At 36.2% G+C, this 26,518-nt stretch carries 25 protein-coding genes; 20 read left to right on the forward strand and 5 right to left on the reverse strand.

Annotation, left to right across the window (positions count from 1 at the left end; genetic code table 11):
- Window positions 1-4: 4 nt before the first annotated feature.
- Window positions 5-1,156 (forward strand): ABC transporter permease, encoded by a 1,152-nt coding sequence (locus A9C19_RS04470; RefSeq protein ID WP_072578820.1) that lies wholly within the window; start codon window positions 5-7, stop codon window positions 1,154-1,156.
- Between the two features lie 92 nt (window positions 1,157-1,248).
- Window positions 1,249-1,998 carry a type I methionyl aminopeptidase gene (map, locus tag A9C19_RS04475; RefSeq protein ID WP_072578821.1) on the forward strand — a complete coding sequence of 250 codons (750 nt, stop codon included), beginning with the start codon at window positions 1,249-1,251 and terminating at the stop codon, window positions 1,996-1,998.
- 388 nt (window positions 1,999-2,386) lie between these two features.
- Here map and A9C19_RS04480 read toward each other — a convergent pair whose 3' ends face one another.
- Window positions 2,387-3,688, reverse strand: a complete 1,302-nt coding sequence (locus A9C19_RS04480; RefSeq protein WP_072578822.1) for an NCS2 family permease — start codon at window positions 3,686-3,688, stop codon at window positions 2,387-2,389.
- A gap of 242 nt (window positions 3,689-3,930) precedes the next feature.
- Here A9C19_RS04480 and pepV point away from each other — a divergent pair, with 242 nt between their 5' ends.
- Together pepV and A9C19_RS04490 are read left to right on the forward strand one after the other, a co-directional pair.
- Window positions 3,931-5,325 (forward strand): dipeptidase PepV, encoded by a 1,395-nt coding sequence (pepV, locus tag A9C19_RS04485; protein WP_072578823.1) that lies wholly within the window; start codon window positions 3,931-3,933, stop codon window positions 5,323-5,325.
- A gap of 292 nt (window positions 5,326-5,617) precedes the next feature.
- Window positions 5,618-6,802, forward strand: coding sequence for an MFS transporter (locus tag A9C19_RS04490; RefSeq protein WP_072578824.1), 1,185 nt, complete (start codon window positions 5,618-5,620; stop codon window positions 6,800-6,802).
- Window positions 6,803-6,872: 70 nt separating this feature from the next.
- Here A9C19_RS04490 and cysK read toward each other — a convergent pair whose 3' ends face one another.
- Window positions 6,873-7,805, reverse strand: a complete 933-nt coding sequence (gene cysK, locus A9C19_RS04495; protein WP_072578825.1) for a cysteine synthase A — start codon at window positions 7,803-7,805, stop codon at window positions 6,873-6,875.
- Between the two features lie 508 nt (window positions 7,806-8,313).
- Between cysK and thpR the strand changes: the two genes are divergently transcribed.
- The 7 genes from thpR to A9C19_RS04530 all read left to right on the forward strand — a co-directional run bounded on the left by thpR (window position 8,314) and on the right by A9C19_RS04530 (window position 15,516).
- Complete coding sequence (gene thpR / locus A9C19_RS04500) at window positions 8,314-8,892, forward strand: RNA 2',3'-cyclic phosphodiesterase (RefSeq protein ID WP_072578826.1); 579 nt, start codon at window positions 8,314-8,316, stop codon at window positions 8,890-8,892.
- A gap of 4 nt (window positions 8,893-8,896) precedes the next feature.
- Window positions 8,897-9,289 (forward strand): CidA/LrgA family protein, encoded by a 393-nt coding sequence (locus A9C19_RS04505; protein ID WP_233499242.1) that lies wholly within the window; start codon window positions 8,897-8,899, stop codon window positions 9,287-9,289.
- Window positions 9,286-9,969: an LrgB family protein gene (locus A9C19_RS04510; protein WP_072578828.1), complete on the forward strand. Its 684-nt coding sequence runs from the start codon at window positions 9,286-9,288 to the stop codon at window positions 9,967-9,969. Before A9C19_RS04505 ends, A9C19_RS04510 begins: the two co-directional genes overlap by 4 nt.
- Before the next feature lie 93 nt (window positions 9,970-10,062).
- Window positions 10,063-11,028, forward strand: a complete 966-nt coding sequence (locus A9C19_RS04515) for an NERD domain-containing protein (protein WP_072578829.1) — start codon at window positions 10,063-10,065, stop codon at window positions 11,026-11,028.
- A gap of 127 nt (window positions 11,029-11,155) precedes the next feature.
- The gene (locus A9C19_RS04520) at window positions 11,156-12,082 is read left to right on the forward strand and encodes a diacylglycerol/lipid kinase family protein (RefSeq protein ID WP_072578830.1); all 927 of its coding nucleotides are present in this window, start codon (window positions 11,156-11,158) and stop codon (window positions 12,080-12,082) included.
- A gap of 26 nt (window positions 12,083-12,108) precedes the next feature.
- Entirely contained in the window at window positions 12,109-14,241 is a 2,133-nt protein-coding gene (gene pulA / locus A9C19_RS04525) for a type I pullulanase (protein ID WP_072578831.1), read from the forward strand.
- A 474-nt stretch (window positions 14,242-14,715) separates the two neighbouring features.
- A complete protein-coding gene (locus A9C19_RS04530; protein ID WP_072578832.1) occupies window positions 14,716-15,516 on the forward strand; it encodes a phosphotransferase family protein in 801 nt (266 codons plus the stop codon).
- Here the strand turns inward: A9C19_RS04530 and A9C19_RS04535 are convergent.
- Entirely contained in the window at window positions 15,513-15,791 is a 279-nt protein-coding gene (locus A9C19_RS04535) for a YtzH-like family protein (RefSeq protein ID WP_072578833.1), read from the reverse strand. The two genes, A9C19_RS04530 and A9C19_RS04535, sit on opposite strands and share 4 nt — an antisense overlap.
- Window positions 15,792-16,071: 280 nt before the next feature.
- On the opposite strand from A9C19_RS04535, the gene trmB reads away from it, so the two are divergent.
- Both trmB and A9C19_RS04545 read left to right on the forward strand, forming a co-directional pair.
- Window positions 16,072-16,722: a tRNA (guanosine(46)-N7)-methyltransferase TrmB gene (gene trmB / locus A9C19_RS04540; RefSeq protein WP_072578834.1), complete on the forward strand. Its 651-nt coding sequence runs from the start codon at window positions 16,072-16,074 to the stop codon at window positions 16,720-16,722.
- Window positions 16,723-17,008: 286 nt separating this feature from the next.
- Window positions 17,009-17,866, forward strand: a complete 858-nt coding sequence (locus tag A9C19_RS04545; RefSeq protein ID WP_072578835.1) for a YtnP family quorum-quenching lactonase — start codon at window positions 17,009-17,011, stop codon at window positions 17,864-17,866.
- A 163-nt stretch (window positions 17,867-18,029) separates the two neighbouring features.
- Here the strand turns inward: A9C19_RS04545 and A9C19_RS04550 are convergent, their stop codons facing one another.
- Window positions 18,030-18,341 (reverse strand): PepSY domain-containing protein, encoded by a 312-nt coding sequence (locus A9C19_RS04550; RefSeq protein ID WP_072578836.1) that lies wholly within the window; start codon window positions 18,339-18,341, stop codon window positions 18,030-18,032.
- A 140-nt stretch (window positions 18,342-18,481) separates the two neighbouring features.
- On the opposite strand from A9C19_RS04550, the gene A9C19_RS04555 reads away from it, so the two are divergent.
- Both A9C19_RS04555 and A9C19_RS04560 read left to right on the forward strand, forming a co-directional pair.
- On the forward strand, window positions 18,482-19,555 hold the full coding sequence (locus A9C19_RS04555) for a M42 family metallopeptidase (RefSeq protein WP_072578837.1): 1,074 nt from the start codon (window positions 18,482-18,484) through the stop codon (window positions 19,553-19,555).
- A gap of 22 nt (window positions 19,556-19,577) precedes the next feature.
- A complete protein-coding gene (locus tag A9C19_RS04560) occupies window positions 19,578-20,099 on the forward strand; it encodes a DUF84 family protein (protein ID WP_072578838.1) in 522 nt (173 codons plus the stop codon).
- 209 nt (window positions 20,100-20,308) lie between these two features.
- Here the strand turns inward: A9C19_RS04560 and A9C19_RS04565 are convergent, their stop codons facing one another.
- Window positions 20,309-20,752: a YtoQ family protein gene (locus tag A9C19_RS04565; protein WP_072578839.1), complete on the reverse strand. Its 444-nt coding sequence runs from the start codon at window positions 20,750-20,752 to the stop codon at window positions 20,309-20,311.
- Window positions 20,753-20,948: 196 nt separating this feature from the next.
- On the opposite strand from A9C19_RS04565, the gene A9C19_RS04570 reads away from it, so the two are divergent.
- The 5 genes from A9C19_RS04570 to A9C19_RS04590 all read left to right on the forward strand — a co-directional run bounded on the left by A9C19_RS04570 (window position 20,949) and on the right by A9C19_RS04590 (window position 26,332).
- Window positions 20,949-21,458: a hypothetical protein gene (locus A9C19_RS04570; RefSeq protein WP_072578840.1), complete on the forward strand. Its 510-nt coding sequence runs from the start codon at window positions 20,949-20,951 to the stop codon at window positions 21,456-21,458.
- 102 nt (window positions 21,459-21,560) lie between these two features.
- Entirely contained in the window at window positions 21,561-21,875 is a 315-nt protein-coding gene (locus tag A9C19_RS04575) for a thioredoxin family protein (protein ID WP_072578841.1), read from the forward strand.
- A gap of 108 nt (window positions 21,876-21,983) precedes the next feature.
- A complete protein-coding gene (locus tag A9C19_RS04580) occupies window positions 21,984-22,787 on the forward strand; it encodes a DUF1444 domain-containing protein (RefSeq protein ID WP_072578842.1) in 804 nt (267 codons plus the stop codon).
- A gap of 328 nt (window positions 22,788-23,115) precedes the next feature.
- The gene (locus A9C19_RS04585; protein WP_072578843.1) at window positions 23,116-25,641 is read left to right on the forward strand and encodes a DNA translocase FtsK; all 2,526 of its coding nucleotides are present in this window, start codon (window positions 23,116-23,118) and stop codon (window positions 25,639-25,641) included.
- A 43-nt stretch (window positions 25,642-25,684) separates the two neighbouring features.
- Window positions 25,685-26,332 carry a hypothetical protein gene (locus A9C19_RS04590; protein ID WP_072578844.1) on the forward strand — a complete coding sequence of 216 codons (648 nt, stop codon included), beginning with the start codon at window positions 25,685-25,687 and terminating at the stop codon, window positions 26,330-26,332.
- Window positions 26,333-26,518: the final 186 nt, after the last annotated feature.

The raw sequence follows: 26,518 nt of genomic DNA on the forward strand, positions 1-26,518 counted from the left end.
AAAAATGAACGGGTATAAAGTATGGTTTACAAGATTGCGAGCGGATTGGAACTATCAAAAAAAGATCCTGCTATCCATTATGGATTGGACAGTCCTTCTTTATGTATTCCTTCCAGCTTTACTCTTATTGAGTAAGTTTTACCTATTGTGGTGGGAGGTGCAACCGATTTGGTTGGATCAAGTACCTCTCCTGTTCTATTTTATTGTGTGCTATTTTCTCAGTTTAGGAGGGGAAATTCGACTATTTATGGAAGACGCGGACCAGCTGTATCTCTTGCAGCATCGAAGAAAGGTATTTCAACTAAGGAGCGGAGGTACTGCTTACTCTATCCTTATAATTAGTTTAAAATGGGGATTTCTTGCGCTCCTTTTGTTACCGTTAACACATCATTTTATACAATTTAGTTTGATTAACTATAGCCTCTATATCGTCTATATGTTTAGTCATAATCTCTTTTTTACAGCCTGGAGACAAGAAATCTACACACATAAACTAATAAAGAAAATGGGCATTTATTTTGCACTGATTCTATCAACTGGTGGTCTCACCTATTTCCTTTTGACGCAAAATGATTATGTCCTTTTGATTACTTTTTCAGTTATTTATTTATTGATTTCATGGATAAAGCTATCAAGATATATTGAACAACATCAGTCCTTCTTTTTCGACGTAGAGAAAGAACAGAAGTGCAAAATGAGGTTTTCTACATTTATTTTTACCGTCAATCCTGAGATTCATATGCCACAAGTTAAAAAAACACCTAAGTCTACTTCTTTTCTATGGAGATATTCCCAGAGGATTTTTCATAAAAGAACACCCATAAATGGAGTCACCGAGATGTTCATCAAATCGTTTTTTCGTGATAAGTCAACCTTACTAAATTACGTTAGGCTTGTCTTTACCACCGGGGTTTTAATTGCTCTTACTCCGATCTGGTTAAAGTGGATCATTTGTATGGCCTTTTGGCTCTTTTTCAAGCAATGGTTCGCTCTTCTATTTGAAGAAAAGGTACAGAAAAATCCATATCTCTTAATAGCTTATCGAAAAAAGGGTGATACGTTCCTAGCTCAGAAGAAATGCGAATCACTCTTTATTCTACCTGGAGTTGGTCCCCTTCTTTTGCTAACGATCGTTATGACATTTTTTCAACTTTAAGGTTTTAGTCTTCCTTTCTTTCATTGGTTTTCATGTTATGGTACTCTTTTGCATATATAGATGAGAATGAGTAGTAATGGAGGTTAGGTTGATTGATTATCTTAAAAAGTACACGTGAAATTGAACTCATGCGTAAAGCAGGTCAGCTGTTGGCAAACTGTCATAAAGAAATAGCAAGTATGATTAAGCCAGGTGTAACAACTTTGGAAATTGATGCATTTGTTGATGCTTATTTAGCAAAGCATGGAGCAAAACCAGAGCAGAAGGGGTACAAAGGGTATCAATATGCTACGTGTGCGTCTATAAACGATGAAATTTGTCATGGGTTTCCTAGGAAACAACCTTTAAAAAAAGGGGATATTGTGACCATTGATATGGTCGTTAACTTAAATGGTGCTCTAGCAGATTCAGCTTGGACATATCCAGTTGGTGAGGTGTCGAAAGAAGCTTCAAGATTGTTAGAAGTCACGGAAGAAGCCCTTAACAAAGCTATTGAGCAGTCTGTAATTGGAAATCGTGTTGGGGATATAGGACACGCAATACAATCATATGTAGAGGCAGAAGGGCTGTCTGTCGTGCGAGATTTTACAGGACATGGAATAGGGGAGACGATACATGAGGCTCCAACTATTTTACACTATGGCGAACCAAATAAGGGAATTCGTATAAAAGAAGGAATGGTCTTTACAATTGAGCCAATGGTCAACATCGGCTCGTGGAAATCAAAAATGGATGATAACCGATGGACAGCAAGAACCATTGATGGGAGCCTTTCAGCCCAATATGAGCATACTATTGCCATAACGAAGGATGGTCCAATGATTTTAACAAAACAAGCTTAAGAGTGAGTAAAATACTTAGGATGCCAAAAAAGCTAATCACAAACTAAGCTAACCCGTTCGGTTGGTAGGAGAAAAATTAAAGTGAGATAACTTTTGGAGATGTAATTAGCACACTAATTCTCATCTCCATTTTTTATTTTTAGATCAACGTTTAATAGTAATATTGAGTATTTTAACAGTACAGTTAGCAATATGTTTAACACAGTAATTATCAACCATGAATGAATTTATTCACGATTGCTAACTAGCGATTAACAATCGTATGCATAAACAATACAGGTAGGGACAAAGAATAAAACCCGAACGATATGGGAGATTTCCATATCGTTCGGGTTTCTCATTTGCCTCTTTTAGCTTATTTCGTTAAAATAACCATTTATTTTAGGAATTAATGTCCGAAGAATGCCAATTGAATAAAGAATAGGACAGCAAAGATATAAACGAAAAGGTGAACTTCCTTCCATTTTCCTTTTGCTATTTTCATTAATGGATAAGAAATAAATCCTAATGCAATTCCTGTTGCAATACTAGATGTTAAAGGCATACTTAAAACAACTAAAAATGCTGGGAATGCTTCATCAAGCTCTTTCCAGTTAATTTCTGCTATAGCACCCATCATCAAGCTTCCAACAATGATCAGTGCAGGTGCAGTAATTGCGGATATACCTGATACAGCGCCAATTAAAGGACTAAACAGCAAAGTGAATCCGAATAAAACAGAAACAGTTAACGTTGTTAGACCAGTTCTTCCTCCGGCTGCAACACCAGCTGAGGATTCAATATAGGCACTAGTAGGGCTTGTTCCGAACATTGCTCCTACTGTTGTTGCTGCTGAATCAGCTAATAAAGCCGTTCTCGCTCTTGGTAATTCATTTCCTCTCATTAACCCAGCTTGCTGAGCCACACCAATCATCGTCCCAGTTGTATCAAAGATAGTTACCAATAAGAAAGAAAACACTACCGCGTATAATCCGTGGGAAATTACATCACCAATCGCTACGAAAGGATTTGTAATGATTAAGCCTTCGGGTAAACTAGGCAAAGAAAAGACTCCTTGATGAAATTCTAATTCCCCTGTGAAGTAAGCAATTAAGCCTGTAATCACCATACCTATAAATAAAGCACCATGTACATTTAAGCTCATTAACACTAATGTAACGGCTAATCCAATTAATGCAAGAATAACAGATGGAGAATGAAGATCTCCTAAAGCAACTAGATTGTTAGGATCAGCTGTTACTATACCTGTTAGACGTAATCCGATAAAAGCGATAAATAGACCAATTCCTGCAGTAATTCCGTGTTTTAAATTACTAGGTATTGCTTCTATTAATTTTTTTCTAAAAGGAGTCAAAGATAAAATAACAAATAAAATACCTGCGATAAATACAGCAGAAAATGCTGTTGTATAGGTGATGTTTTCGTTTGCTCCAACAACAGAATAAGCAAAATAAGCGTTTAGTCCCATACCAGGAGCTATCGCGATAGGATAATTTGCAGCTAAAGCCATCCATAATGTACCGATGATTGTAGCGATAATCGTTGCTGTAAATACTTGATCAAATGGAACACCAGCATCTGCTAAAATAATTGGGTTAACTACAACGATATAAACCATAGTAAGGAAGGTTGTAATCCCTGCAATTATTTCTGTTCGCACATTCGTGTTGTTTTCTGCTAATTTAAACATATGTACCTCCATTTTTTTACGAACGTTATTCAAAACCTTATTAATAATATTCGTTTTTAAGCCTAATTGCAAGTGATTTGGATAAATTAATCGGTGGTTATTTTAAAAAAGGACAGAAATTTTCTAGGAAACGCTTAAAGGTCATTCAGTATAACTAGGTTAACCTTTTTAAGCTCATCCTATTTTTATGGTATCTTATAAGTAGATTTTATAAGGACTTATTTTTGTAGGAGGATACATAGATGAATTGGGTTGAAAAAGTAGAAAAGGTCAAGGGAGAATTAGTTCAGGATACACAAGCTTTCTTGCAAATAAAGAGTGTATTGGAAGAGGAAACAGCTTCAGAGGGAGCGCCATTTGGTGAAGGGATTAATAAAGCCTTTACTCATTTACTAGAATTAGGTGAGAAAGAAGGCTTTACGACAAAGAATCTCGATGGATTCGCGGGTCATATTGAATTAAAAGGCAGTGGAGATGAAGTGCTCGGTATTCTATGCCATGTAGATGTTGTACCTGAGGGTGATGGATGGACAAGTGATCCCTATCGTGCAGAGATAAGAGATGGGAAAATTTTTGCACGTGGTGCAATGGATGATAAAGGTCCAACAATCGCTGCCTTCTATGCAATGAAAATTGTAAAAGAGCTTGGTGTTCCTTTATCTAAAAATGTCAGAATGATTATAGGAACAGATGAAGAAAGTGATTGGCGTTGTGTAGATCATTATTTTAAACATGAAAAAATGCCAGAAATGGGCTTTGCTCCTGATGCGGATTTCCCGATTATTTTTGCTGAAAAAGGAATTATTGATTTGAATTTAGAACAACAGCTTGTAAAAAAAGAAGAAGCAGCACTTCAACTAGTTTCCTTTGAATCCGGAAGAAGATACAATATGGTTCCTGACTTTGCTAAAGCAACAGTGAGGGTAAATGGTGATGTAGCAGAATTGGAACAATCATTTTACTCGTACTTGAAAAACGTGAAAATAAATGGTCAAGTGAACAAACTTGGAGATGAAATTGAGTTCATGATCGAAGGAGTTTCTGCACATGCCATGGAGCCTAATAATGGAATCAATGCGGGTGTTTTATTGGCTACATTTTTAGCAGATGCCAACCTTGATGACAATGGTCGTGCCTACGTTATGACTATTAAACAATGTTTCCATAATGATACGAGAGGAAATCAAATCGGGATTGCCTATAAAGATGATATAAGTGGAGAATTGACTGTAAATGCAGGGGTTATGCATTATCAAGAAGAAGAAATTGGAAAAATAGGTGTAAATATTCGATACCCTGTTACGGGAGATTCAGAGAAGATAAAAAAAGGCTTCATATCGATAGAAGGATTTGAAGTAACAGATTTTAATGACTCACCACCACATCATGTAGAGGAAAACTCTCCATTGATTCAAACGTTAAGCAAAGTGTATGAGGAACAAACGGGTGAGAAAGCGGAGTTAATTGCAATTGGTGGCGGTACATATGCACGATCACTAGAAGCAGGTGTTGCATTTGGACCGTTGTTTCCAGGTAGACCTGATGTAGCACATCAAAAAGATGAATACATACACATTGAAGATCTTATTAAGGCAACAGCAATTTATGCTCAAGCTATTTATGAATTAGCAAAATAATAATAACTCTATTCGTTTTAACGCGGGTATGAGGTCATAAAGGTACTAAATGTGGTAGGATAAAATATGGAAAGATAGGAGAAAAGGTAGTTTTCGTTAGCTATCCTTTTCTTTTTTTACTGTTTTGGTTTTGAACGAGGTGATGATGATTTTTTGCACTTTGTTACTTGGAGTGCAAGCAAGTGCTTGTAATAGAAATCAACAACCACGTTTAAAACAGTCAATGCTTTAAAGAATAGCTTTAAAGAATGTATGTTAAAAGTGATGAAAAAAGAAAGAAGGATTAAGCAGGATGGATTACTCACTCTCACAGCAACAAGTACGATCTCAAAACAAACAGTTTTTTCTCTTTTATTTCTTTGTTTTTTTCGGATTTGGTTCTTTGTTTCCACTTCTATCTGTTTACTTAAAGGATGTTATTGGGCTTTCTGGTAGTCAAATTGGAACAATCATGTCCATTAGTCCTGTCGTTATGATTATCGTTCAACCTTTATGGGGAGTGTTAAGTGATGTAACACAAAAACCAACCTATATATTGACAATTGCTCTAATACTAACAGGAATTTCTGGAATTATTTTTTCTTTTTTAGGTCACTATTATTTGATTATTATCATTGCTACACTTTTAGCGATTACACAAAGTGCTTTAGTTCCCCTTTCTGATAGTATTGCAGTCAATTATGCACAAAAAACAAATGTTCAATATGGTTCTATTCGGTTATGGGGGGCAGTAGGATTTGCTCTTGCCGTTTTGGTTATGGGCTGGGTTTCTGATGTCACTAATTTAGTCGTGATATTTTATGGATTCGGGTTAACCTTATTTATTGCTACTCTCTTCGCTTGGAGACTGCCTAAGGAAAATCAAACGTTGAAGGTGAGCTTAAAGGAAGGGTTTAGAGAACTAGTAAATGTACCTAGATACTTTGTTTTTTTATTTGTTGCCTTTTTGGTGTTAGGTCCCATTTTTGCGAATAATATCTATTTTGGAATATTAATTGCAGAGGTAGGTGGAGGTTTAACTGGAATAGGGATTGCATTTCTTCTTGCAGCAGGTAGTGAGGCACCATTTATGAAGCTAGCAAACAAATTGATTAGTAAATTAGGATTAATGAATATTGTCATCTTAGCAACAATCGTGTCTGCGTGTCGATGGTTTTTATATTACATAGATCCACCCCTTTCCATTATCTATCTTTCAACGATTGCACAAGGGTTTTCGGTAGGGTTGTTTATTCCTGCTGCCATTCAATATGTAAGAGATTTAGCGCCGAAAAAAGTTGGGGCAACAGCAATTTCTCTATACACGGCAATTGGGAATGGATTAGGGAATTGGTTTTGCACGTTTGTAGGTGGATTGATTTTAGAGAGTTTATCTATTATGCATGTCTATCTCTTTTTTGGGATTTTAACTTCAATGGCTATTGTCGTGCTTTTATGGTTTAAGCTTTCAGAACAAAAAGGATATGTAGCAAGTTAGAGAAAAAAAGAGGAGTATGCTTATTAAACCGCAAGCATACTCCTCTTTTTTGAAGGGAGGAGTTTATTTATCAATCAAATGCAAACACATCACTTGATAGGTAGCGTTCACCTGTATCACAAGTAATACAGACCACGACATCTTCAGGTGTTAAACGTTTTGCTACTTCAATAGCTGCATAGCAAGCCGCACCAGATGAAGGTCCTACTAATATTCCTTCCTCACGAGCGAGCTTTCTTGTTATTTCATATGCTTGTTCATCCTGAATTCTAAAGATTTCATCATACACCTTTTGGTTTAAAATAGATGGAATAAAACCTGGGCTCGTTCCTACAAGCTTGTGCATACCTGGTTTTCCACCGGAAAGAACGGGAGATCCTGCTGGCTCAACAACATGTACGGTTAGATCCTTATAGTATTCTTTCAATGTTTCACCTGTACCAGTAATTGTACCGCCTGTACCAGCTGTTGCCACAAAAGCGGATAACGGCTTTCCTATTTCCTCCATTGCTTCGATGATTTCTTTAGCTGTAGTATGGCGATGAGCATCCGGATTTGCCCCATTATCAAACTGCATGGGCATGAATGAATTAGGAATCGTTTTAGCTAATTGTTCAGCTTTTCGAATGGAACCTGGCATTTTTTCTTCACTAGGAGTTAAAACCACTTCTGCTCCATATGCTTTTAATAGGTTGATTCGCTCTTGTGTCGCATTGTCTGGCATGACAAGAATGGCTTTATACCCGCGAGCGGCTGCATTCATTGCAAGTCCGATACCTGTATTACCGCTTGTGGGCTCAATAATGGTAGAATGTGGCTTTAACAGTCCTTGTCTTTCTGCTTCTACTATCATATTGTAAGCAGCACGATCTTTTACACTTCCACTTGGATTCATGAATTCTAGCTTTACATATATTTGAGCCCCATCATTTGGGTTCATTCGATTTAACTTAACTAACGGAGTATGTCCAATTAGATCAGCGATATTATTGACTACTTTCATTTTTACACTTCCTTTAAACGAATTCATAAACGACACATAATTTCTTGGTGTGTACTACTTTTTTTGTTTTCCGTATTGTTGTAGGCATTCTTTTACTTTTCGCAAGGTAACTGCCTATAGGGTTCCTTGGTCTTTGCTTCTTAAACCAGGAGTCTTCCTTTCACCTGAGTAAATAAAATCACGCTTATATCCGTATATAAGCAAAAACTTCACAAAAACATCAACCCGTAAGGATTCAAAAAAAGCTTAGGATAAATTTTATAAACGATACCAAAATCATATCATATTTACATATGTATTCATAGTGAAATGCTAGGAATTAAACCCTATAGAGAGAGCAACAACGTTTGTTAAAAGACTTTATACTAGTATGTACCAAAAGTAGAGAACTTCTTTAATGATTCTTCCTTTTATTGAAAAGTTTACTAGGATAAAATATAACGAAGAGATGCTGCGTAATGTACGTACGGATACTAACGCTATGTTGATTAAGTCAGGAGGAGTATATATGCAAGTTCACCATTATTTTCTTGCCATTCCTATCCACCAAACTCAAGGTTCATCGATACAGAAGTGGTTAGATGTAAATAAAGATCAACTTCCTTTTCAAAAATGGGTCTATCCAGAAGATTATCATGTCACATTGGCTTTTTTAGGAGATGTTGAAACTGAAAGGAAAAAGGTGCAGCTTCAACATGCTGTCAAAACGGTTGCTTCTCAAATGCCTTCCTTTTCTCTTTCATTAAAGGGAATTGGTATTTTTGGTCAAGAGAGTTCACCGAGGATTTTTTGGGCTTCAATGAATGAGTCTGGAGCTCTTCATCATTTACAGAAAAACATCTATCAAGCTTGTGTTGATACCAATTTTAAGTTGGATAAGAAGCCTTTTCACCCTCATATAACCTTAGCAAGGAAATGGGCTGGACACCATCCATATTCGAAGGGAAAAGACTACGATCTGGCTTTTCAAGAGGTCGATCCTGTTGTAGTTGATCGGATTCATCTTTATGAAACCCATTTAGATCAAAGACCTAAATATAAGATTGTTGAGACGTTTTCTTTGCATGCTCATACACTGGAGGGATAGGATAGTGGATTTTCTTCGAATAATACTACACATTTTTATTTTTTACTCGATATATCTCTTAGGTGGATACATTCAACAGCTAGTAGGACTGTCAATCCCAGGTAGTATAATTGGTATGCTCCTGTTATTTGCTTCACTTCAATTGAAACTCGTAAAAAGAAAATGGTTTTCGCTTGGGAGCTCCTTCTTATTGAAACATTTACCAGTCTTTTTTCTTCCAGCAACTGTAGGGGTAATGGAATACTTACCTTTGTTCAAAGGATGGGGATTGATGTCTATATTTGTAACATTAATTAGTACCATCATTGTTATGTATTCTTCAGCAAAAATTAGTGACTTATTGCTAGCGAGGAGTAATCGTGTAGATAGGGATCATCAAAAGGAGATTTCATTATGAGTTTGTTACTAGCAGGGGTATCTATTTCGCTCACGTTAGGTATTTACTATCTTATGAAAAAAATATATATGAAGATTCATCATCCATTGCTTGTCCCGATTTTTACGACTAGTATCATACTAGTGGTGCTTTTACTTCTTCTACAAGTACCATATGAAATATACATGGTAGGTGGAAGATGGATCGATGAGTTATTAGGACCAGCTGTTGTAGCATTGGCCATTCCCTTATATGACAACCGAAAGATGATAAAAAAGAATGTAGTCAGTATTTTTATAAGTATATTCTCTGGTTCAATAATCGGCATATTGTCAGGAGTGTTGTTAAGCGTAATAATTGGTTTAGATGACAATTTGATTGCTTCGATAGCGCCTAAATCTGTTACAACTCCAATTGCAATGGAGATAAGTGAATTATTAGGCGGGACACCAGCTATTGCAGCAGTATATGTCATGGTTGCAGGAATTTCTGGCACGATCTTTGGACCGTATTTAATGAGAAAAGCTACTATACATCACCCAATTTCTATCGGAATTGGTTTTGGTACAGCTTCTCATGGAATTGGGACGGCAAAAGCATTGGAATTGGGGACTGTTGAAGGGGCGCTAAGCTCTATTTCCTTAACGTTAAGTGCGATCTTTACAAGCTTACTTTGTCCAATTATTATGACCTTCCTATAGTATGTTCGTTGTTTGGCTATGTACAAGTACAGCTTAAGATAGATGTAAAATATATAAAAATATTCTTCAAATAAATGAGGAGCTGAACATTGATTGGCGCAATTAATAAAACTATTTGATTATATTTCTCGTTATGAAGTTGATCCATACCGTTATCCTAGTCAATTTATTCGATTAAAACGACAGCAATGGGACAAGGTATCAAATGCTTGGGAAAATAATAGGTTTCACACGGTGATGAAGATAAGTGAAGTTCATCCTGAAATGGAGGTGGAGCTTGAAAAACAGCCATTCTTACATAAAGTGAAAAAACGTTTTGCTAAACAGGAACTAAAAAAACAAGATGTGAAACCACTTATAAATGAAATGGCTACACAAGATGAAGAGCTCCAGTTTCAATTTACAACGGTTCCTAAAACAATGGATGATCTAAAGCATTTATTTTTAGATTATATTTTTAAGTTTCAGGTGAGATGGGCAAGCTCCACACTTAGAGAAAAATCGGCAGTAGATCAAAAGGTCTATAGAGATCAATTACTTCCTTATTTTATGAAAAGATTGCCAGATCATTATTTACTAATGTATCGACCAATTTTTAAATTAAAAAATGCCCCTGTGGAATTAGAAATGATCCTAATTGGAACAACGGAAGTGTATTGTCTGTCTTTTGTTGAAAACTTAGATAATACTGTGTTTACTGGTTCGAAAGAAAAGTTTTGGGTAGCACGTCGAGGAGAGGATGAACGAAAACTATTAAATCCTCTCATTAGCTTAAATAGAACGGGTACTGTTGTGCAAAAGCTCCTCTCGACACAGGAGATAGACTTACCAGTGAAAAAATTGATTATCAGTCGAAATGGATATATTGACTATCCATTTGTTCCATATGATATTACAATCTATGATAAGCGTTCATATGAAGAGTGGTTCCAGCGATTAAGGCAGTCTTCGGCTCCACTAAAGCATGCGCAATTAAAAGCAGCTCAGGTACTTTTATCACATTGTTTAACGAACTCCTATTATCGAACGGAATGGAACGAAACCTTTGATGAAGAGTAGTTGGGGTTAAGAAGATTTTGCAATAGAGTAAGGATGAATATTCTAAGAATGAAAGCAAGTCATAGTTGATAACGAATTCAAAGAACAAATGATAGTAAATACACATAAAATATGGAGACCAATTGATATGATGAAAGGATTATTTTTTATCATTAACCCTGTAGCAGGGGATGGAAAGTCGTTAAGAGCGTGGAAAAAAATGAAAAAAGAGCTTGAAGCAAAACAAATTTCATACCGATCCTTCTTTACAAATCATCCAGGTCATGCTGAGATTTTAGCGAGACAAATAGCAACAATTCAAGATTATCGATTAAAGACCATTATCGGAGTTGGTGGGGATGGTACTCTTAATGAAATGATTAATGGTTTACAATCATTCCAAGAAGTTCGTATTGGGTTTATCTATTCAGGAAGTGGCAATGATTCTAAAAAGAGAGTTTTACCTACTAATCCTGTAAAAGCTTTGAGAATTTTGCTTAAAAAGGTAAACAAGCCTTTTGAGGAGATGGATGTGGGTGAACTACATTTTGATGGGAAGGGTGTTAGTAGGTCCTTCGTTAATCAGATGGGTGTTGGATTATTAGCTGAAGTATATTACATGAAAGAAAGAATATATGCTAGTACTCATCATCCGCTGATTAAGCGTGTGATGTTTATGACAAGTTTTATTAAGGTATTAGGAAGTTACAAACCGTTCTCCCTTACACTTGATGTTGATGGAATCACAGCTTCGTATGAAAATGTTTGGTTTCTGTCTATTGCAAATTTGCCGAAAAGGCAAGGTAATCTTTTGATTTCTCCAAAAGCAAGTGCAAGGGATGGTAAATTAAATCTAATGGTCCTTGCCAACCTTAGTCGTGTAAAGCTTATTCTTCTTTTTCTTACTGGTAAAATCATGAGGAAACAAAGAGAAGAATCTGTGAATGAATTAGTTGCCGAACGTGTAAAGGTGAAAACAGATACTAGCCTTTTTGTTTATGCTGATGGTGATATTATGGATGATGGTTCTTTTCGTGTACATGTAAAAGCTTCATCTGCTTCCTATATTGCATAAATTAACTCTCGCTGGGGGTGTTTATTATGGTTGGAATAAGAAGGGTATATGATGCCTTCTTAGATAAATTTGATGAAATAACAATTTTAGTCCCAACAGAACTAGACAGCGATACAAAAAGCTTTTCCATTCTACTTAAGGAAGAAACTTGCCCATTGGTCGTGGATGATAAGTTCTTACTAGACGGATTTGTGAAATATGTTTGTAAATTTGATTTTGATCTACCTTTTGGGAAAACTCATCTGATTGTTGATGACGCTGGTAATCAAACAGATCTGCAAATTGGGGCCATTATTAGGACTGTACCTTTTGATCAGACTTTTTCATACGATGGAGATGATTTAGGTGCTTCTTACTCTAAAGATAAGACGCTCTTTAAAGTATGGGCGCCAACAGCAACCGAATGTAAGCTTAAGCTGTATAATCCTAAGAGTATGATTCATGAATCCTTTGAGATGACGAGGGGGAACAAAGGCACATGGCAATACTGTGCACAAGACAATCTTGATGGCTATTATTATACATTTCTCGTCTGTATTAATTTAGATTGGAAGGAATGTGTCGATCCTTATGCCAAAGCTATAGCCGCCAATGGTGAATATGGCGTTGTGATAGATCAAGAAAAAACACAGGTTCCTAAACTGTCCGTTCCAATGCTCAAGTCAAAAACAGAGGCCATTATTTATGAGTGCCATATTAGAGACTTTTCGATTGATGAAGAAAGTGGAATGGTAAATAAAGCAAAATATGAAGCCTGGTTAGAAGAGAATACAACAAATAGGAACGGAGATTCAACAGGATTACTTTATTTAAAAGAATTAGGGATCACTCATGTTGAGCTTCTACCAATCAATGATTTTGAAGAAGTCGATGATCTGAATCCCCTTGAAGCCTATAATTGGGGGTACAATCCCCGCCATTTCTTTGCACCTGAGGGAAGCTATTCGAAGGATCCTCAAGATCCTTATGTGCGAATACTTGAATTGAAAAAGCTAATTCAAAAATTACATGAATGTGGTCTGAAGGTCATTATCGATGTGGTGTATAATCATGTTTATTCTAAAGAAAATTCTTCATTTGAGCATTTACTACCTGGATACTTTTTTAGACATGATGAGAATGGATTTGCATCAAATGGAACGGGTGTTGGTAATGATTTAGCATCTGAGCGTGCGATGGTGCGAAAATTTATTCTTGATTGTGCTAGCTATTGGTTGGAAGAATATGATGTAGATGGATTTAGATTTGATTTAATGGGAATTTTAGATGTTGAGACCATGTCACTCTTGCAAAAAAACATCCATCAGCTGAAGCCAGACGCATTTATATTAGGTGAAGGGTGGGATTTAAATACTCCTCTAGCTCGTGAGCAAAAAGCAATAACCGAAAATGCCCACACATTGCCGAAGATCAGCTTCTTTAATGATCAGTTTCGTGATGTTATCAAAGGAAGCACATTTAATATGAATGAACATGGGTATGTCTATTCTTCGTTAGAGAAGGTAGACCAGCTTACACAACTAGTTAGCGGATCAGGTCACAAGTTCTACCACCCTGATCAATCTATTAATTATGTAGAATCTCATGATAATCACACAATGTGGGATCGTTTTCACCTAGTAGCTCCAGATGAGTCGGACGAAATTAGACAGGCGAGACATCGCTTTGCAACGAGTCTTGTTATTCTTTCACAGGGAGTTCCTTTTCTACACGCTGGGCAGGAGTTTTTCCGTTCAAAGAAGGGTGTGGAAAATAGTTATAACTCTCCAGATGATATAAATAAAATGCAGTGGCAAGCCAGAACTGTTCATAAAGATAATGTAGAGTATGTAAAAGGGCTCATTCAACTGAGAAAATTACATGGAGCCTTTCGCTTGCCTACAAAAGAGCTTATTAATCAACATCTTATTTTTCAAGAAGGATCTATGGATCATGTTGTTAGCTACCAATTAAATGAGGTTGGACATTTAGGACCATGGAATTCCATTCTTGTTGTTCACTATAATCAATACAATCAAGAAGTTGATTTCTATTTCCCGGATGAAGATGTATGGCATGAATTGGTTAATCCCCAGTTAGTGGAACTAAATGACCCGGAAAGAAGAAAAAACACACTAAAATTAAGTGATATAGGAACGTATGTTTTTTGTAAAAACTAGGTTTATTAGTTTTTCTTGACTACTGTTATCCTAAGGGGATAAAATTTAAAAAGGATGGCTATAGTGCAATGTCTATAATCACTTATAGCGATCCTTTTTATATTCAGATAAAGGCTCTTATTATTTAAATGAACAATATACTTGCACTTTTTGCAATTGAAAGTTAGTATAATTTTTTGGATTCTATTTTAGAAGTACTTTTCATGTTTAAATGATTAGGGAATAAGATAAAATAATGACTGAATTTATTCCTTTGTAAATAATAGTTGGTAGAACATCTACTTTAATTAGTTGTTTTTAGCAACAATCGTGTCGAAAGTATAAGTTTTTGTCCCGAAGTAATTAGTGTCTTACTAGAGCATAAGGCGTATTGTCGGTCGTATGAAACTTGTCCGTTTGCATCTAACGTAGAAAACTAATGAAGATGCTTGTGCTTTTCAAATACTTATATGAAATGTTGGGTTGAAATTGAAGGTGAACTGGTTGGAACATGTATTAGGTAGTGAGTGGAAAATAACCCCTGCAGGTGGAGCGACGGGTGATGCTTATTTTGCAACGAAAGATGGGCAGGAGCTTTTTTTAAAGCGTAACAGTTCGCCTTTTTTAGCTGTGCTCTCGGCAGAAGGGATAGTACCGAAGCTTATATGGACTAAGAGGATGGAGAACGGGGATGTTATTACAGCTCAGCATCGCTTAGTTGGTCGCGAATTAAAGCCAAGGGACATGAATGGTCAACATGTAGCTGAGTTACTTAGAAAAATCCACCGTTCAAAAGAGCTATTGGACATGCTAAAGCGATTAGGAAAGCAACCGCTCACTCCTAACTCCATCATTGAAGATATAAAGCAAGCAGTTGTGTTTGAAAAAATTAATGTGCCTCAAATTAACCAAGCCATTGACTTATTGATTAAGCAACTACCAGAAGTTCAATGTAATGAACAGGTTGTTTGTCATTGTGACGTAAACCATAATAATTGGTTGCTTTCAAAAGATGATCAACTGTATTTAATTGACTGGGATGGAGCAATGATTGCTGATCCTGCCATTGATATAGGTATTTTGTTATATTGGTATATTGAAGAAGCAGATTGGGAATCATGGCTTGATAATTATGGACTAGAGCTTAACCATCATTTACATACTAGAATTTATTGGTATGTTCTATTACAGGCTTTAACCTCTTATTTATGGTATCACGCGAAAGAGAACCAAAAAGAAATGAACAATTGGCTTGAACATATTGCCATTATGCTCGAGAAAATTTGTCATGATTAACTGAATGTGTTGATTTCGTCTATCCAATTCGTTAATTGGTGTTGATGAGCTTGAATATGTTCATTTAATTCTTTTGTGTTTACTCCTGCTTGACTATAAGAATAAACATTCTGCAGAACATCTTTTATGTTTTGGTTTGCTTGATCATTCATCATTAACGATTTTATCACACGTTCAAGCTGTTCACATTCGGCTACAGTCCCACAGCAGTCGGCTTGGTGCTCTGTTAGGATGTCTTTGAGTAAATTAAGCTGGTCTTGGTATTGTATAGGCAACAATAAACACTCCTTTTTATACGCATCTACTTATAATGTGTGATGAAGTAATCAGATTTATACAAACCTAGTCATGGATTTAAAGTAGCGAAGGCACTTTTATCTGAAATTACACGATGTAATTCGGAGTAAAGGTGTCTTATTTTTCATCTAAATGGAGAAGGGCTGAAGCCTCGATAGATTCCAGTTTAGGATAACGACAATCTTTTTAATTTATCTTGCGAACATGTATGAATCATGGTATGTTTTTAAACGAAATTTAATTAATAGAGGTGTCTTCATGCGTTTACGTCATAAACCTTGGGCAAGTGATTTTATTGCTGAACATTCTCAATATGCTATTAGTAATCCTGAAGAGTATAAAGGGAAGTGGAATGAAGTATTTGGAAATCAAAACCCCATTCATATTGAAGTTGGAACAGGTAAAGGTCAATTTTTAGCTGGTATGGCTCAACAAAATCCGGATATAAATTATTTAGGCATTGAGCTTTTTGATAGTGTGATAGTAGCCGCTATTCAAAAGGCAGTGGATTTAGAGCTGCCTAATTTTAAACTGTTAAATGTAAATGCAAATGATTTAACAAACTATTTCGATCATAATGAAATAGAAAGAGTATATTTGAATTTTTCAGACCCTTGGCCAAAAGTGAGACATGCCAAAAGACGTTTAACATATAAAAGCTTTTTATCATTATATGAAACCATCTTAGTTAAAGGTGGAGAAATCCATTTTAAAACAGATAATCAAGGGCTATTTGAATATTCCTTAATTAGTTTCTCTGAATATGGGCTACAATTAAAGTTCTTGAGTCTTGATCTTCATGCTAGTAATTATGAAGGAAATATAATGACAGAATATGAAGAGAAATTTTCAGGTAAAGGGCAACGAATTTATAGAGTTGAAGCCAAGTATATGAATGAAGAGAAATAGTGGAAGTAGAGGCTGGGACAGAAGTGCCTGGCACCTTATCGTAACGACTATATGTACGCACTGATTTATCTAGTGCATACAATAGATTGTATCGGAGGGTGCCTGGCTCTTTGTTTTGTCCCAGCCTCTTTTATGTGTAGGAAACGTTAACATGCATCGTTTTTGGATAAGCTCTTCGAGATGCAGCTACAGTGTCTAGCCCCATGTGCATGCTTAGTGAATGGAAGTACGTTCATTTTTCATCTTCATAAATGATTGTGGTAAGATAGGGGTGGGAGGGATGAAAATGGAAACATTGGAAATAGGTCAAATAAAGATAACATGGTTAAACGGGGGAGTAACCTATCTTGATGGTGGTGCAATGTTTGGTGTTGTCCCAAAGCCACTATGGTCTAAACGCTATCCTGTGAACGAGAAAAATCAGATAGAGCTAAGAACTGATCCTTTACTTATCCAGAAGGATGGAATTAATGTTTTAGTGGAGGCAGGGATTGGCAAAGGTAAATTAAGCGAGAAACAATTGAGAAACTATGGAGTAAAAGAAGAGTCTAAAGTCGAAGAATCATTACAAACTCTTGGTTTAACACCTGAAGATATTGACTATATCCTTATGACACATATGCATTTTGATCATGCCTGTGGGTTAACGAAATGGAATGAAGAGCAAGAATTAGTTTCGGTTTTTCCCCATGCAAAAATCCTGACATCCTCTATTGAATGGAATGAAATGAGACATCCAAATATTCGATCGAAAAATACATATTGGAAAGAAAATTGGGAAGCTATTGTCCATCAAGTTGAAACCTTTGAAAAATCCTTCTCACTAGTAGCTGGGATTGAGATGCACCACACGGGTGGTCATAGTGATGGTCACAGTATTATTGTCTTAAAAGATCAAGGAGAAGTACTCATTCATATGGCAGATTTAATGCCAACACATGCACATAAAAACCCTTTATGGGTTCTAGCTTATGATGATTATCCAATGACATCAATTGATCGTAAAAGCAATTGGTTAGAGTTCGGAGAAAGGCAAAATGCTTGGTATTCCTTTTATCATGATGCATTTTATCGAGCAGTGAAATGGAATTCTACAGGGGAAATAATCGATGAAATAAAAAGACAAAGAACTACATCTAATTAGAGCTTAGCATCTCGTTAATTTAGTAAAAATAGCTGTGATCGTAATCGAGTGAAGGACTATGTCATAAGCGAACACTTCAATTGAAGGCAAAGAATGTCTTCTATTGAAGTGTGGACTTATGACTTGATGAGACTGATCAAGTCTTCTGTGCTTTTTAATGAAACTAAGATAGTTTCTCTACATGAACAATGGTACCTGAGTGAATGTCAATAAAGGCTTCATATTGCTCGAGTACTTCATCAACCGTTCTCGAAACTCCAGCTTTGTATACTTCATAGCTTACATAGTCATTTGCAAATGTTTCAGGAACAGTGTAAATCCAAGATCCATCAATAGGGCCTTTTTCTTTAAAAGCTTTTTTGACGATTTCTAAGGCTTTGTCAGAGGGAATCTTTGCTGGTTTCACTTGATTGTTAAGCAAGTATGTACCTGCAATTCCTAAGCTTAAGCCTAATAAGAAATACTTACCTTTCATCATGCTCACCCCTTTTTAGTGGTTACGAATATGTAGATGATTGGAAAATACATATCAATTTTTTTAGCAATACTATTATAACATGTTATGTGAAGGAAGTTAGAATAAGAGGTTATAGCCTAAAGAAAAGAGGAGTTTCAATGAATAAAGAAACATTAGAAATGTTTAAAACCTTAACAGAGTTACCAGGCGCTCCAGGAAACGAACATCAAGTGAGAGCGTATATGAGGAAACAGCTTGAACCTATCTCAGATGAACTAGTCCAAGATCGATTAGGTGGATTATTTGGTGTAAGGCGTGGAAAAGAAAATGACCCAACCATTATGGTTGCAGGACATATGGACGAGGTAGGTTTTATGGTTACAGCCATAACAGATAATGGCATGCTTCGTTTTCAACCACTAGGTGGATGGTGGAGTCAGGTCATGTTAGCTCAAAGAGTGCAAATTATTACAGATCAAGGTCCTGTAATTGGTGTAATTGGGTCTATTCCGCCACATCTATTGAGTGAAGGACAGCGATCTAAGCCAATGGATATGAAAAATATGTTAATTGATATAGGGGCAGATGATAAAGAAGACGCTAAAAGAATTGGCATTAAACCTGGTCAACAAATTGTACCGGTTAGTGAATTTACCCAACTTGCAAATGAAAAGAAAATCTTAGCGAAAGCATGGGATAATCGTTATGGCTGTGGTTTAGCAATTGAGTTATTAAAGGAATTAAAGGATGAGACGTTACCACATACACTATATTCAGGGGCAACTGTACAGGAAGAAGTAGGATTACGTGGTGCGCAAACGGCAGCAAATATGATTAAGCCAGACCTGTTCTTTGCTTTAGATGCAGGACCAGCAAATGATATGAGCGGAGATAAAAAGGAATTCGGTCATTTAGGTAAAGGGGCTGTTCTGCGAATCTTGGATCGTTCGATGGTTACTCATAGAGGAATGAGAGAATTTGTACTAGATATGGCAGAAACTCATTCAATTCCTTACCAGTACTTTGTGTCACAAGGTGGAACAGATGCAGGAAGAGTTCATGTTTCAAATCAAGGTGTTCCTTCTATTGTAATTGGCGTATGCTCACGCTATATTCATACTTCTGGCTCTATCATGCATGTGGATGACTATGCCGCTGCAAAAGAGCTATTAGTAAGATTAGTTAAAGCATGTGATTCAACAACTGTCAAAACAATTAAAGAACATTCTTAATTGGAGAATAGGAGAGAAGAAATTGATTATCGCAATTGGAACCGAAAATCCGACAAAGGTTAATGCTGTTAAGGCGGCCCTGGCTCCTTATCTTGAAGCATCATTTGTTCAGGCCGACGTTTCTTCAGATGTATCAGATCAGCCTAAAAGTGATGATGAAACGTTAACAGGTGCTATTAATCGTGCGAAAAATGTTCTTTATCATAGTAAAGCGGATCTAGGTATCGGATTAGAAGGTGGGCTGATTAAAACCAATTCTGGATACTTCTTATGTAATTGGGGAGCATTGGTTGATGAAAATCTAAAACCAATTGTTGCTGGTGGAGCCCGAATCGTGATTCCAGATGAAATCGGTGAACGTGTATTTAAGGGTCAGGAATTAGGGGTTGTCATGGATGATTATGTGAAAAAGCATAATGTTCGTCAAAATGAAGGAGCTATCGGAATATTTACGAATGGTCTAGTGGATCGAACAAAGATGTTTACAGAGCTTTCTACTCTTCTAATAGGCCAATATTTATATCAGCAACAAGTAGATAAATAGTTAAATAAGCAATGAAGAGGCTGGGACAAAACAAAGAGCCAGGCACCCTCCGATACAATCTATTGTGTGCACTAGATAAATCAGTGCGTACATATAGTCGTTACGATAAGGTGCCAGGCACTTCTGTCCCAGCCTCTCACATTTTTCTCTGAACGATTGTACGAAGTTTTAGTTTGGCCGCCAGTCGCCCTAAGCTTTTGTTCATAATCTTAGTTTTTTACAAGATATGCTAACACTTCAAGGGCTTGTTCAACTGTTTCAACAGTAACGTTCGCTTTGTTTGATAGTTCCTTTAATGGATGGTGAAGATTTTCAGGACGAATGAGAATAAGTGGTTTTTGTAAGGAGATTGCAGCACTCGCATCCATCGCAGTATTCCATTGCTTATATTTCTCTCCAAAAAGGGCTATGACGATATCTGATTTATTCAGTAAGACACTTGTACGGAAGTTATTAATACTCGAAGCGGCATCATCCTTCAAGATGCTAGTTGGTTGTTCCCCTAGAATGTTTTCTCCAATATCATCAGATGTTTCATGGTGCTCCATTGGTCCAACAAAGTAAAAGGGTAATTGACGTTCTTGTGCAATGCTTTTTATTTCATCTCTCCAATTTGAATGTATTTCACCTGCTAAATATACTGTGAATTCCATTATATCCCTCCTATGGTATTATCCTGTTATCGTACCATAATTTTAGCTAATTTTCTGATGAGAAGTTTTTACTTTTTGTTGTCATAGGAAAAACAGAAAAGGTATGATAGAAGAGGTTCTATTTGCCTATTACTTTGTGAATACTATACATAGGTTAATAAAAATAGTGTGTGAATTTGTTTCCGGGGGGATCCTAATGAAAAAACATGCTCTGATAAATAGTTTTTTTGTTGTATTTCTATTAATGGGCTGCAGTATGTCTATCGAAGAACTATCAAAAACAACAATTAATGAAGCTGAGCAAGCTTTTAACGAAGAACCTATTGAGCCAAATGAAGAAACAGAACTATTCTCTTTCTATTTACCTAATAAATTTCAAATAGAAGAATCTCATGAGTCGAACCTTATCCTAGAAAAAAATAACCAAAGCTATATATTATTTGTAAATCAAAATGAGATGTCTGACAGTAAAGTATCTTTTGAAGCTCTTTCAGCGCAATATAATGAACCATTTATCTTAGAAAGCTTTGAACAAGATAATAAGTTTGGTTATCTTTTTGTAGATGAGCTTAATGATAAGGAATATGAGGTTACAGTAGGTATTGGAGGAACAAAGCTTTCAACAACAGCGAAGCCAAACAATATTTCAGATGATGTTAAGGAAATGATGAATATCGTTTCCTCGGTTGAGCCTAAAGACAGCTAATTACAATACATGCATGAGGTGCCTGAGTGGAAACTCCTTAAGTAATCGTATAAACTAGGGAATGAAATGAGAAGTGAGGAAGAAACGATTGGAGGCATAAAAATGAAAGTATTACAATCAATGGAAGAATATAATACACTTATTAATCAAGACCATATTATGCTTATGTTTTCTGCAGACTGGTGTCCAGACTGCCGTGTTATTGAACCTATTTTACCTGAACTTGAACAGGAAAATTCACAATACACGTTCTACTATGTCGATCGGGACAAATTTATTGATCTTTGCCAAGAGCTAAATGTGTTTGGTATACCAAGTTTTGTTGCTTTTCATAAAGGTGAAGAAGTTGGCCGATTTGTTAGTAAGGATCGCAAAACAAAAGAGCAAATAGAAGATTTCATTCAATCAATCGGCTAGATAAGTAGTAAAGAGCGCCATTACATAGGCGCTCTTGTTTTTCTTAATGATACAAGGCTTAGTTTAAGAAAAGAGTCTTATATACAACTGAAAGGAGGAAATCGACATATGAAGTTAACTTCTAGAAAATTAGTAGAACTGTTAAAAGAGAGAATTGGAAATAAAGAGTGGGAGTACGTATTTGACCGAGAAAAGGATACTTTACGTATTGAGAACCCTTCAAATAATAAAGGGGTAACATTGTCACTGCCACCCATTATTGCAAAATGGGAAACCTCTAAAGAGAAAGCATTGGAAGAGGTAGTCTATTATGTAACAGAAGCATTAACTGTCATGAGTGAAACACAAGAATTAACCGGGAAAGAAAAATCTGTCTTTCCAGTCATTCGATCAACCTCATTCCCAATTGAAAGCAATGAGGGAGTTAAACTATGTTATAGTGACCACACGGCAGAAACTAGAGTTTACTACGCTCTAGATTTAGGGAACACTTATCGATTAATAGATGAAAAGATGATGCAAAAAGAGGGCTGGACAGTTGATCAGTTAAAAGAAATTGCTTCGTTTAACGTAAGATCATTACAGTCTGTTGTAAAAGAGGATGTTGTTGCAGGTAATATCTTTTACTTTTTCTCAGCTAAAGATGGATATGATGCGAGTCGTATCTTAAATGAAAGTATTCTTCAAACATATAAAGAAAAAATTGAAGGGCAAATGGCTGTTGCTGTACCTCACCAGGATGTATTCATTATCGTGGACGTGAGAAATGAAACAGGCTTTGATATCCTAGCACAATTAACAATGAGCTTCTTTGCGAGTGGTACAATTCCTATCACTGCCTTATCCTTCTTATATGAAAATAAGAAATTAGAACCGGTCTTTATACTAGGTAAAAATAAACCAAAAGCATGAAAGTAGCTAGCCTCTTAGCTACTCTTTTTTTTACTAAACTTATAAGTTTGGGTGATTTATTTCATTTGGGACACCATTGATTTAGGTTTTCCATTAGTAGGGTAAATGGTCTGAACATTAGGAGAAGAAAACTTAGGGCTACCGTCATGTTCTTTTTCAAAAAGCGTAGGAGAACTAATGAAAGGCTACATAATAATGACCTCTCGTTAATATGATTATAATTTCATATCTACAAAACACGACAATTATTGATACAATAGTAAAAGGTAGGAATATGTTACATATTCCAATGAAAAGCCGTCTTTAACAATGTTGAAAGAGTGATAAAATGAATTGGGTAAAAAAACTAGCAAATTTCTTTTTAGGAGAGGAAGATCGTCAATCTCATAAAACCTCTATAAATTCTAGTGAAGAAACTGGACAAACAGAACAATCGGTGCTTAATGAGTCGCCTAAACGAAAAGAATTTTATGAAGGAAAACATCATGGGGAAGCAAGAGTGAGTTATCAATATCCAAAAGGGAATTTTAAGTTTCCAGTGATACCTGACGAGGCAGGTAGTAAAGGGGAAAAACGTCCAAGTTCAAGACGAGCAGCTCGTCATGCAGAGCCTGAAGAATTGGATGTACCACTTCATCTACATACAAAACCTAATACATTCAAGGCAAAACCTTATAATGAACAGGAAGAGTACCCGAGTCATAGTGAAGTGAGAAAGAAGCCTTTCCATCTGACAGCTATACCATCTCCAATACATGGCTTTCAGTCAAAACCTATAGTAGAAAAGAATAGTGTTAAGCCAAATGGTGATGAGCCTGATGACATTCCACTTTTTCACCTTTATGAAAAAGAGGAGGGTGTGACTCCTAAAGGCGTACAAACTTCGCGAAAAAACACTGCTTCTGCGTTGGTAGAAACCAGTAACGATACACAGAATCATCAGGAGGAATTGATAACAAATCAGTTGTTTCGAGAAGACCTGTCTGAGTTAAACGGATCAGAAGAGGACAATTCACCTGTATCTTTTGTTGAAGAATTTGGTCAGGACGTTCATCAAGAAGAAGAGTTTCGTATTGAAACAGCAGAGGAAGAAGAGGAACTGGTTGAGGAAGCTATTTCAATCATCCAATCTAAAGAGGATTCAAGGGAAGAAGGCCAAGAAGACACAGAACAGCTTGTAGAAGTAGAAATCTTACATGAACGTGATGCTATACATGTAGATTCTCCACACCAACACGGGAATGTGAAAGTAGAAGGAACAGAAGCTGTAGAAGACCAAAAGAAAACAAGTGTGAGTATGCAGAGGGTAGAGCAACAAGGACAGAGGCAGGAAGAGAAATCACCTAAAGGTCGAACATTACCATTTAATGTTATGATGCTGGGAAGAGATAAGCAAAAAATGCAAGCGAAAAAACAAGATGTAGGCTTAGGGTATCAATTCCCTACTTTATCTTATTTAAATATCCCTTCACAGGAGAGAACAGAAGATGATGCATGGCTTCAATCTCAAAGTGAATTGTTAGACGTAACCTTAAAAAACTTCAATGTTAGAGCAAGTGTAGTAAATGTTACACAAGGTCCATCTGTAACACGATTTGAAGTACATCCTGAACCAGGTGTGAAGGTTAACAAAATTACGAATTTAAGTGATGATATAAAATTAAGTCTCGCTGCAAAGGATATACGGATTGAAGCACCAATACCGGGGAAAAATACCATTGGGATAGAAGTACCGAATAAAGAGAGTAAGATGGTTTACTTGAGAGAAATTTTGAGAAGCTCTGAATTTAGGTCCAACCCATCACCAATGAATGCTGTTTTAGGTTTAGATATATCTGGTCAGCCGGCTGTTACAGACTTGAAAAAAATGCCTCATGGCCTTATCGCAGGTGCCACTGGTTCAGGTAAAAGTGTATGTATTAACACAATATTAATAAGCTTGTTATACAAAGCAACACCACAAGAAGTGAAGCTCATGCTCATTGACCCTAAAATGGTTGAGCTTGCTCCATATAACGATATTCCTCACCTTGTAAGTCCTGTAATAACAGATGTAAAGGCAGCTACTGCTGCACTTAAATGGGCTGTTGAAGAGATGGAGAGACGATATGAATTATTTGCTCATTCTGGTACAAGAGAAATTACTCGATATAATCAGCTAGTAAAAGAGCATAAGCAAGGAGAACACCTTCCATATTTAGTCATCATTATAGATGAGCTTGCAGACTTAATGATGGTTGCTCCAAATGATGTTGAAGAAGCGATCTGTCGAATAGCCCAAAAAGCACGTGCATGTGGTATTCACTTAATCGTTGCAACACAGAGACCTTCTGTAGATGTTATTACAGGTCTTATAAAAGCGAATATTCCGACAAGGATTGCGTTTTCTGTGTCATCACAGGTTGATTCTAGAACGATTATTGATGTAGTAGGTGCTGAAAAGCTTTTAGGAAAAGGAGACATGCTCTTCTTAGAAAATGGATCCTCTAAAGCCGTAAGACTACAAGGGACATTTGTATCGGATGAAGAGATAGAAAGAGTCGTGAAGCATGTTAAGCAGCAAGGGAAGCCTGATTTCTTATTCCATCAAGAGGAGCTTGTAAGAAAAGCATCCATTCAATCAGATGAAGATGAATTGTTTGTTGAAGCCTGTGAATTTGTTGTAAACCAAGGTGGTGCTTCGACCTCAAGCTTACAAAGAAGGTTTAGAATCGGATATAATCGAGCAGCAAGATTAATGGATATGATGGAGGAACAAGGAATTATTTCGGAAAATAGAGGGAGTAAACCAAGAGATATCTTAATTTCGGAGGAAGATTTAGAGTTGCTTCATGATGGTAGTACTTTGACATAGAACGTGTTATGATACGATAAAAAGTAAAGGTTTTTGGTTCTGAATGAATAATATCGTTGATTTTAAAAAGCTTCGTGAAGAAAAAGAAAAGCAGCTGCTCTCTTTTTCTTCCAATCATTTAGTTCAATTACAGACGTATATTGATCGACAAACGAACATACGCGAAAAAGTAAAGGCAAAGCATATTTTTCGTGAAAAAGTTCATTGTTCCAAAGTGCATGTATTTTCAGAGAAAGAGGAAAAGCTGTTTCAAGACTGGTTTACCTATGATTATCAAACCATTCAAGGAAAAACAAATTATCAACTCTTTCTTGATACGTTAAAAAGGAACCAGCATCCTTTGCATCCTATTATTCATGCACTTTTTCTTGCAAGTGTACTTGAACCATTTAAAGTAATAAATATAACAGAAACACATATATATGCAGAGAATTTACTCACAAAAGAGACAGGTAAGATACTAAGTAAAGGCCTAGCAGGACTAGGGAATGAAATGCAGGGAGCACTCGTTTTTATTCGAACAATCCCTATTCTCAACTCCTTTTATAATATAAGTACGCCTTTTATTCAACCTAATTACGTTGTTGTACGGAACCTTCAACAAGATGTAAAAGAAAGTACTGAACATTATCGTACATTTTTAAAGAAATATTCCATAAAATATACATGGGACAATGGGTCACATTCATGAGTGGGCAAAGCCAAGTGCTTGTTCATAAAAAACTGAAAAAAATTCAAACAGTAGTTTTCATGGTCAATAAGTTTAGCTGATGATATAATATATTTTCGTAAGCTCGTTACATATACACATACGTTCTATTTTTAGAAAAAATTGAAATGGGTTGCAAATCAAGATGAGCGTCATATACTGTCAATC

Origin of the sequence: Bacillus weihaiensis (assembly GCF_001889165.1) — a bacterium.
Taxonomy (GTDB): Bacteria; Bacillota; Bacilli; order Bacillales; family Bacillaceae; genus Metabacillus; species Metabacillus weihaiensis.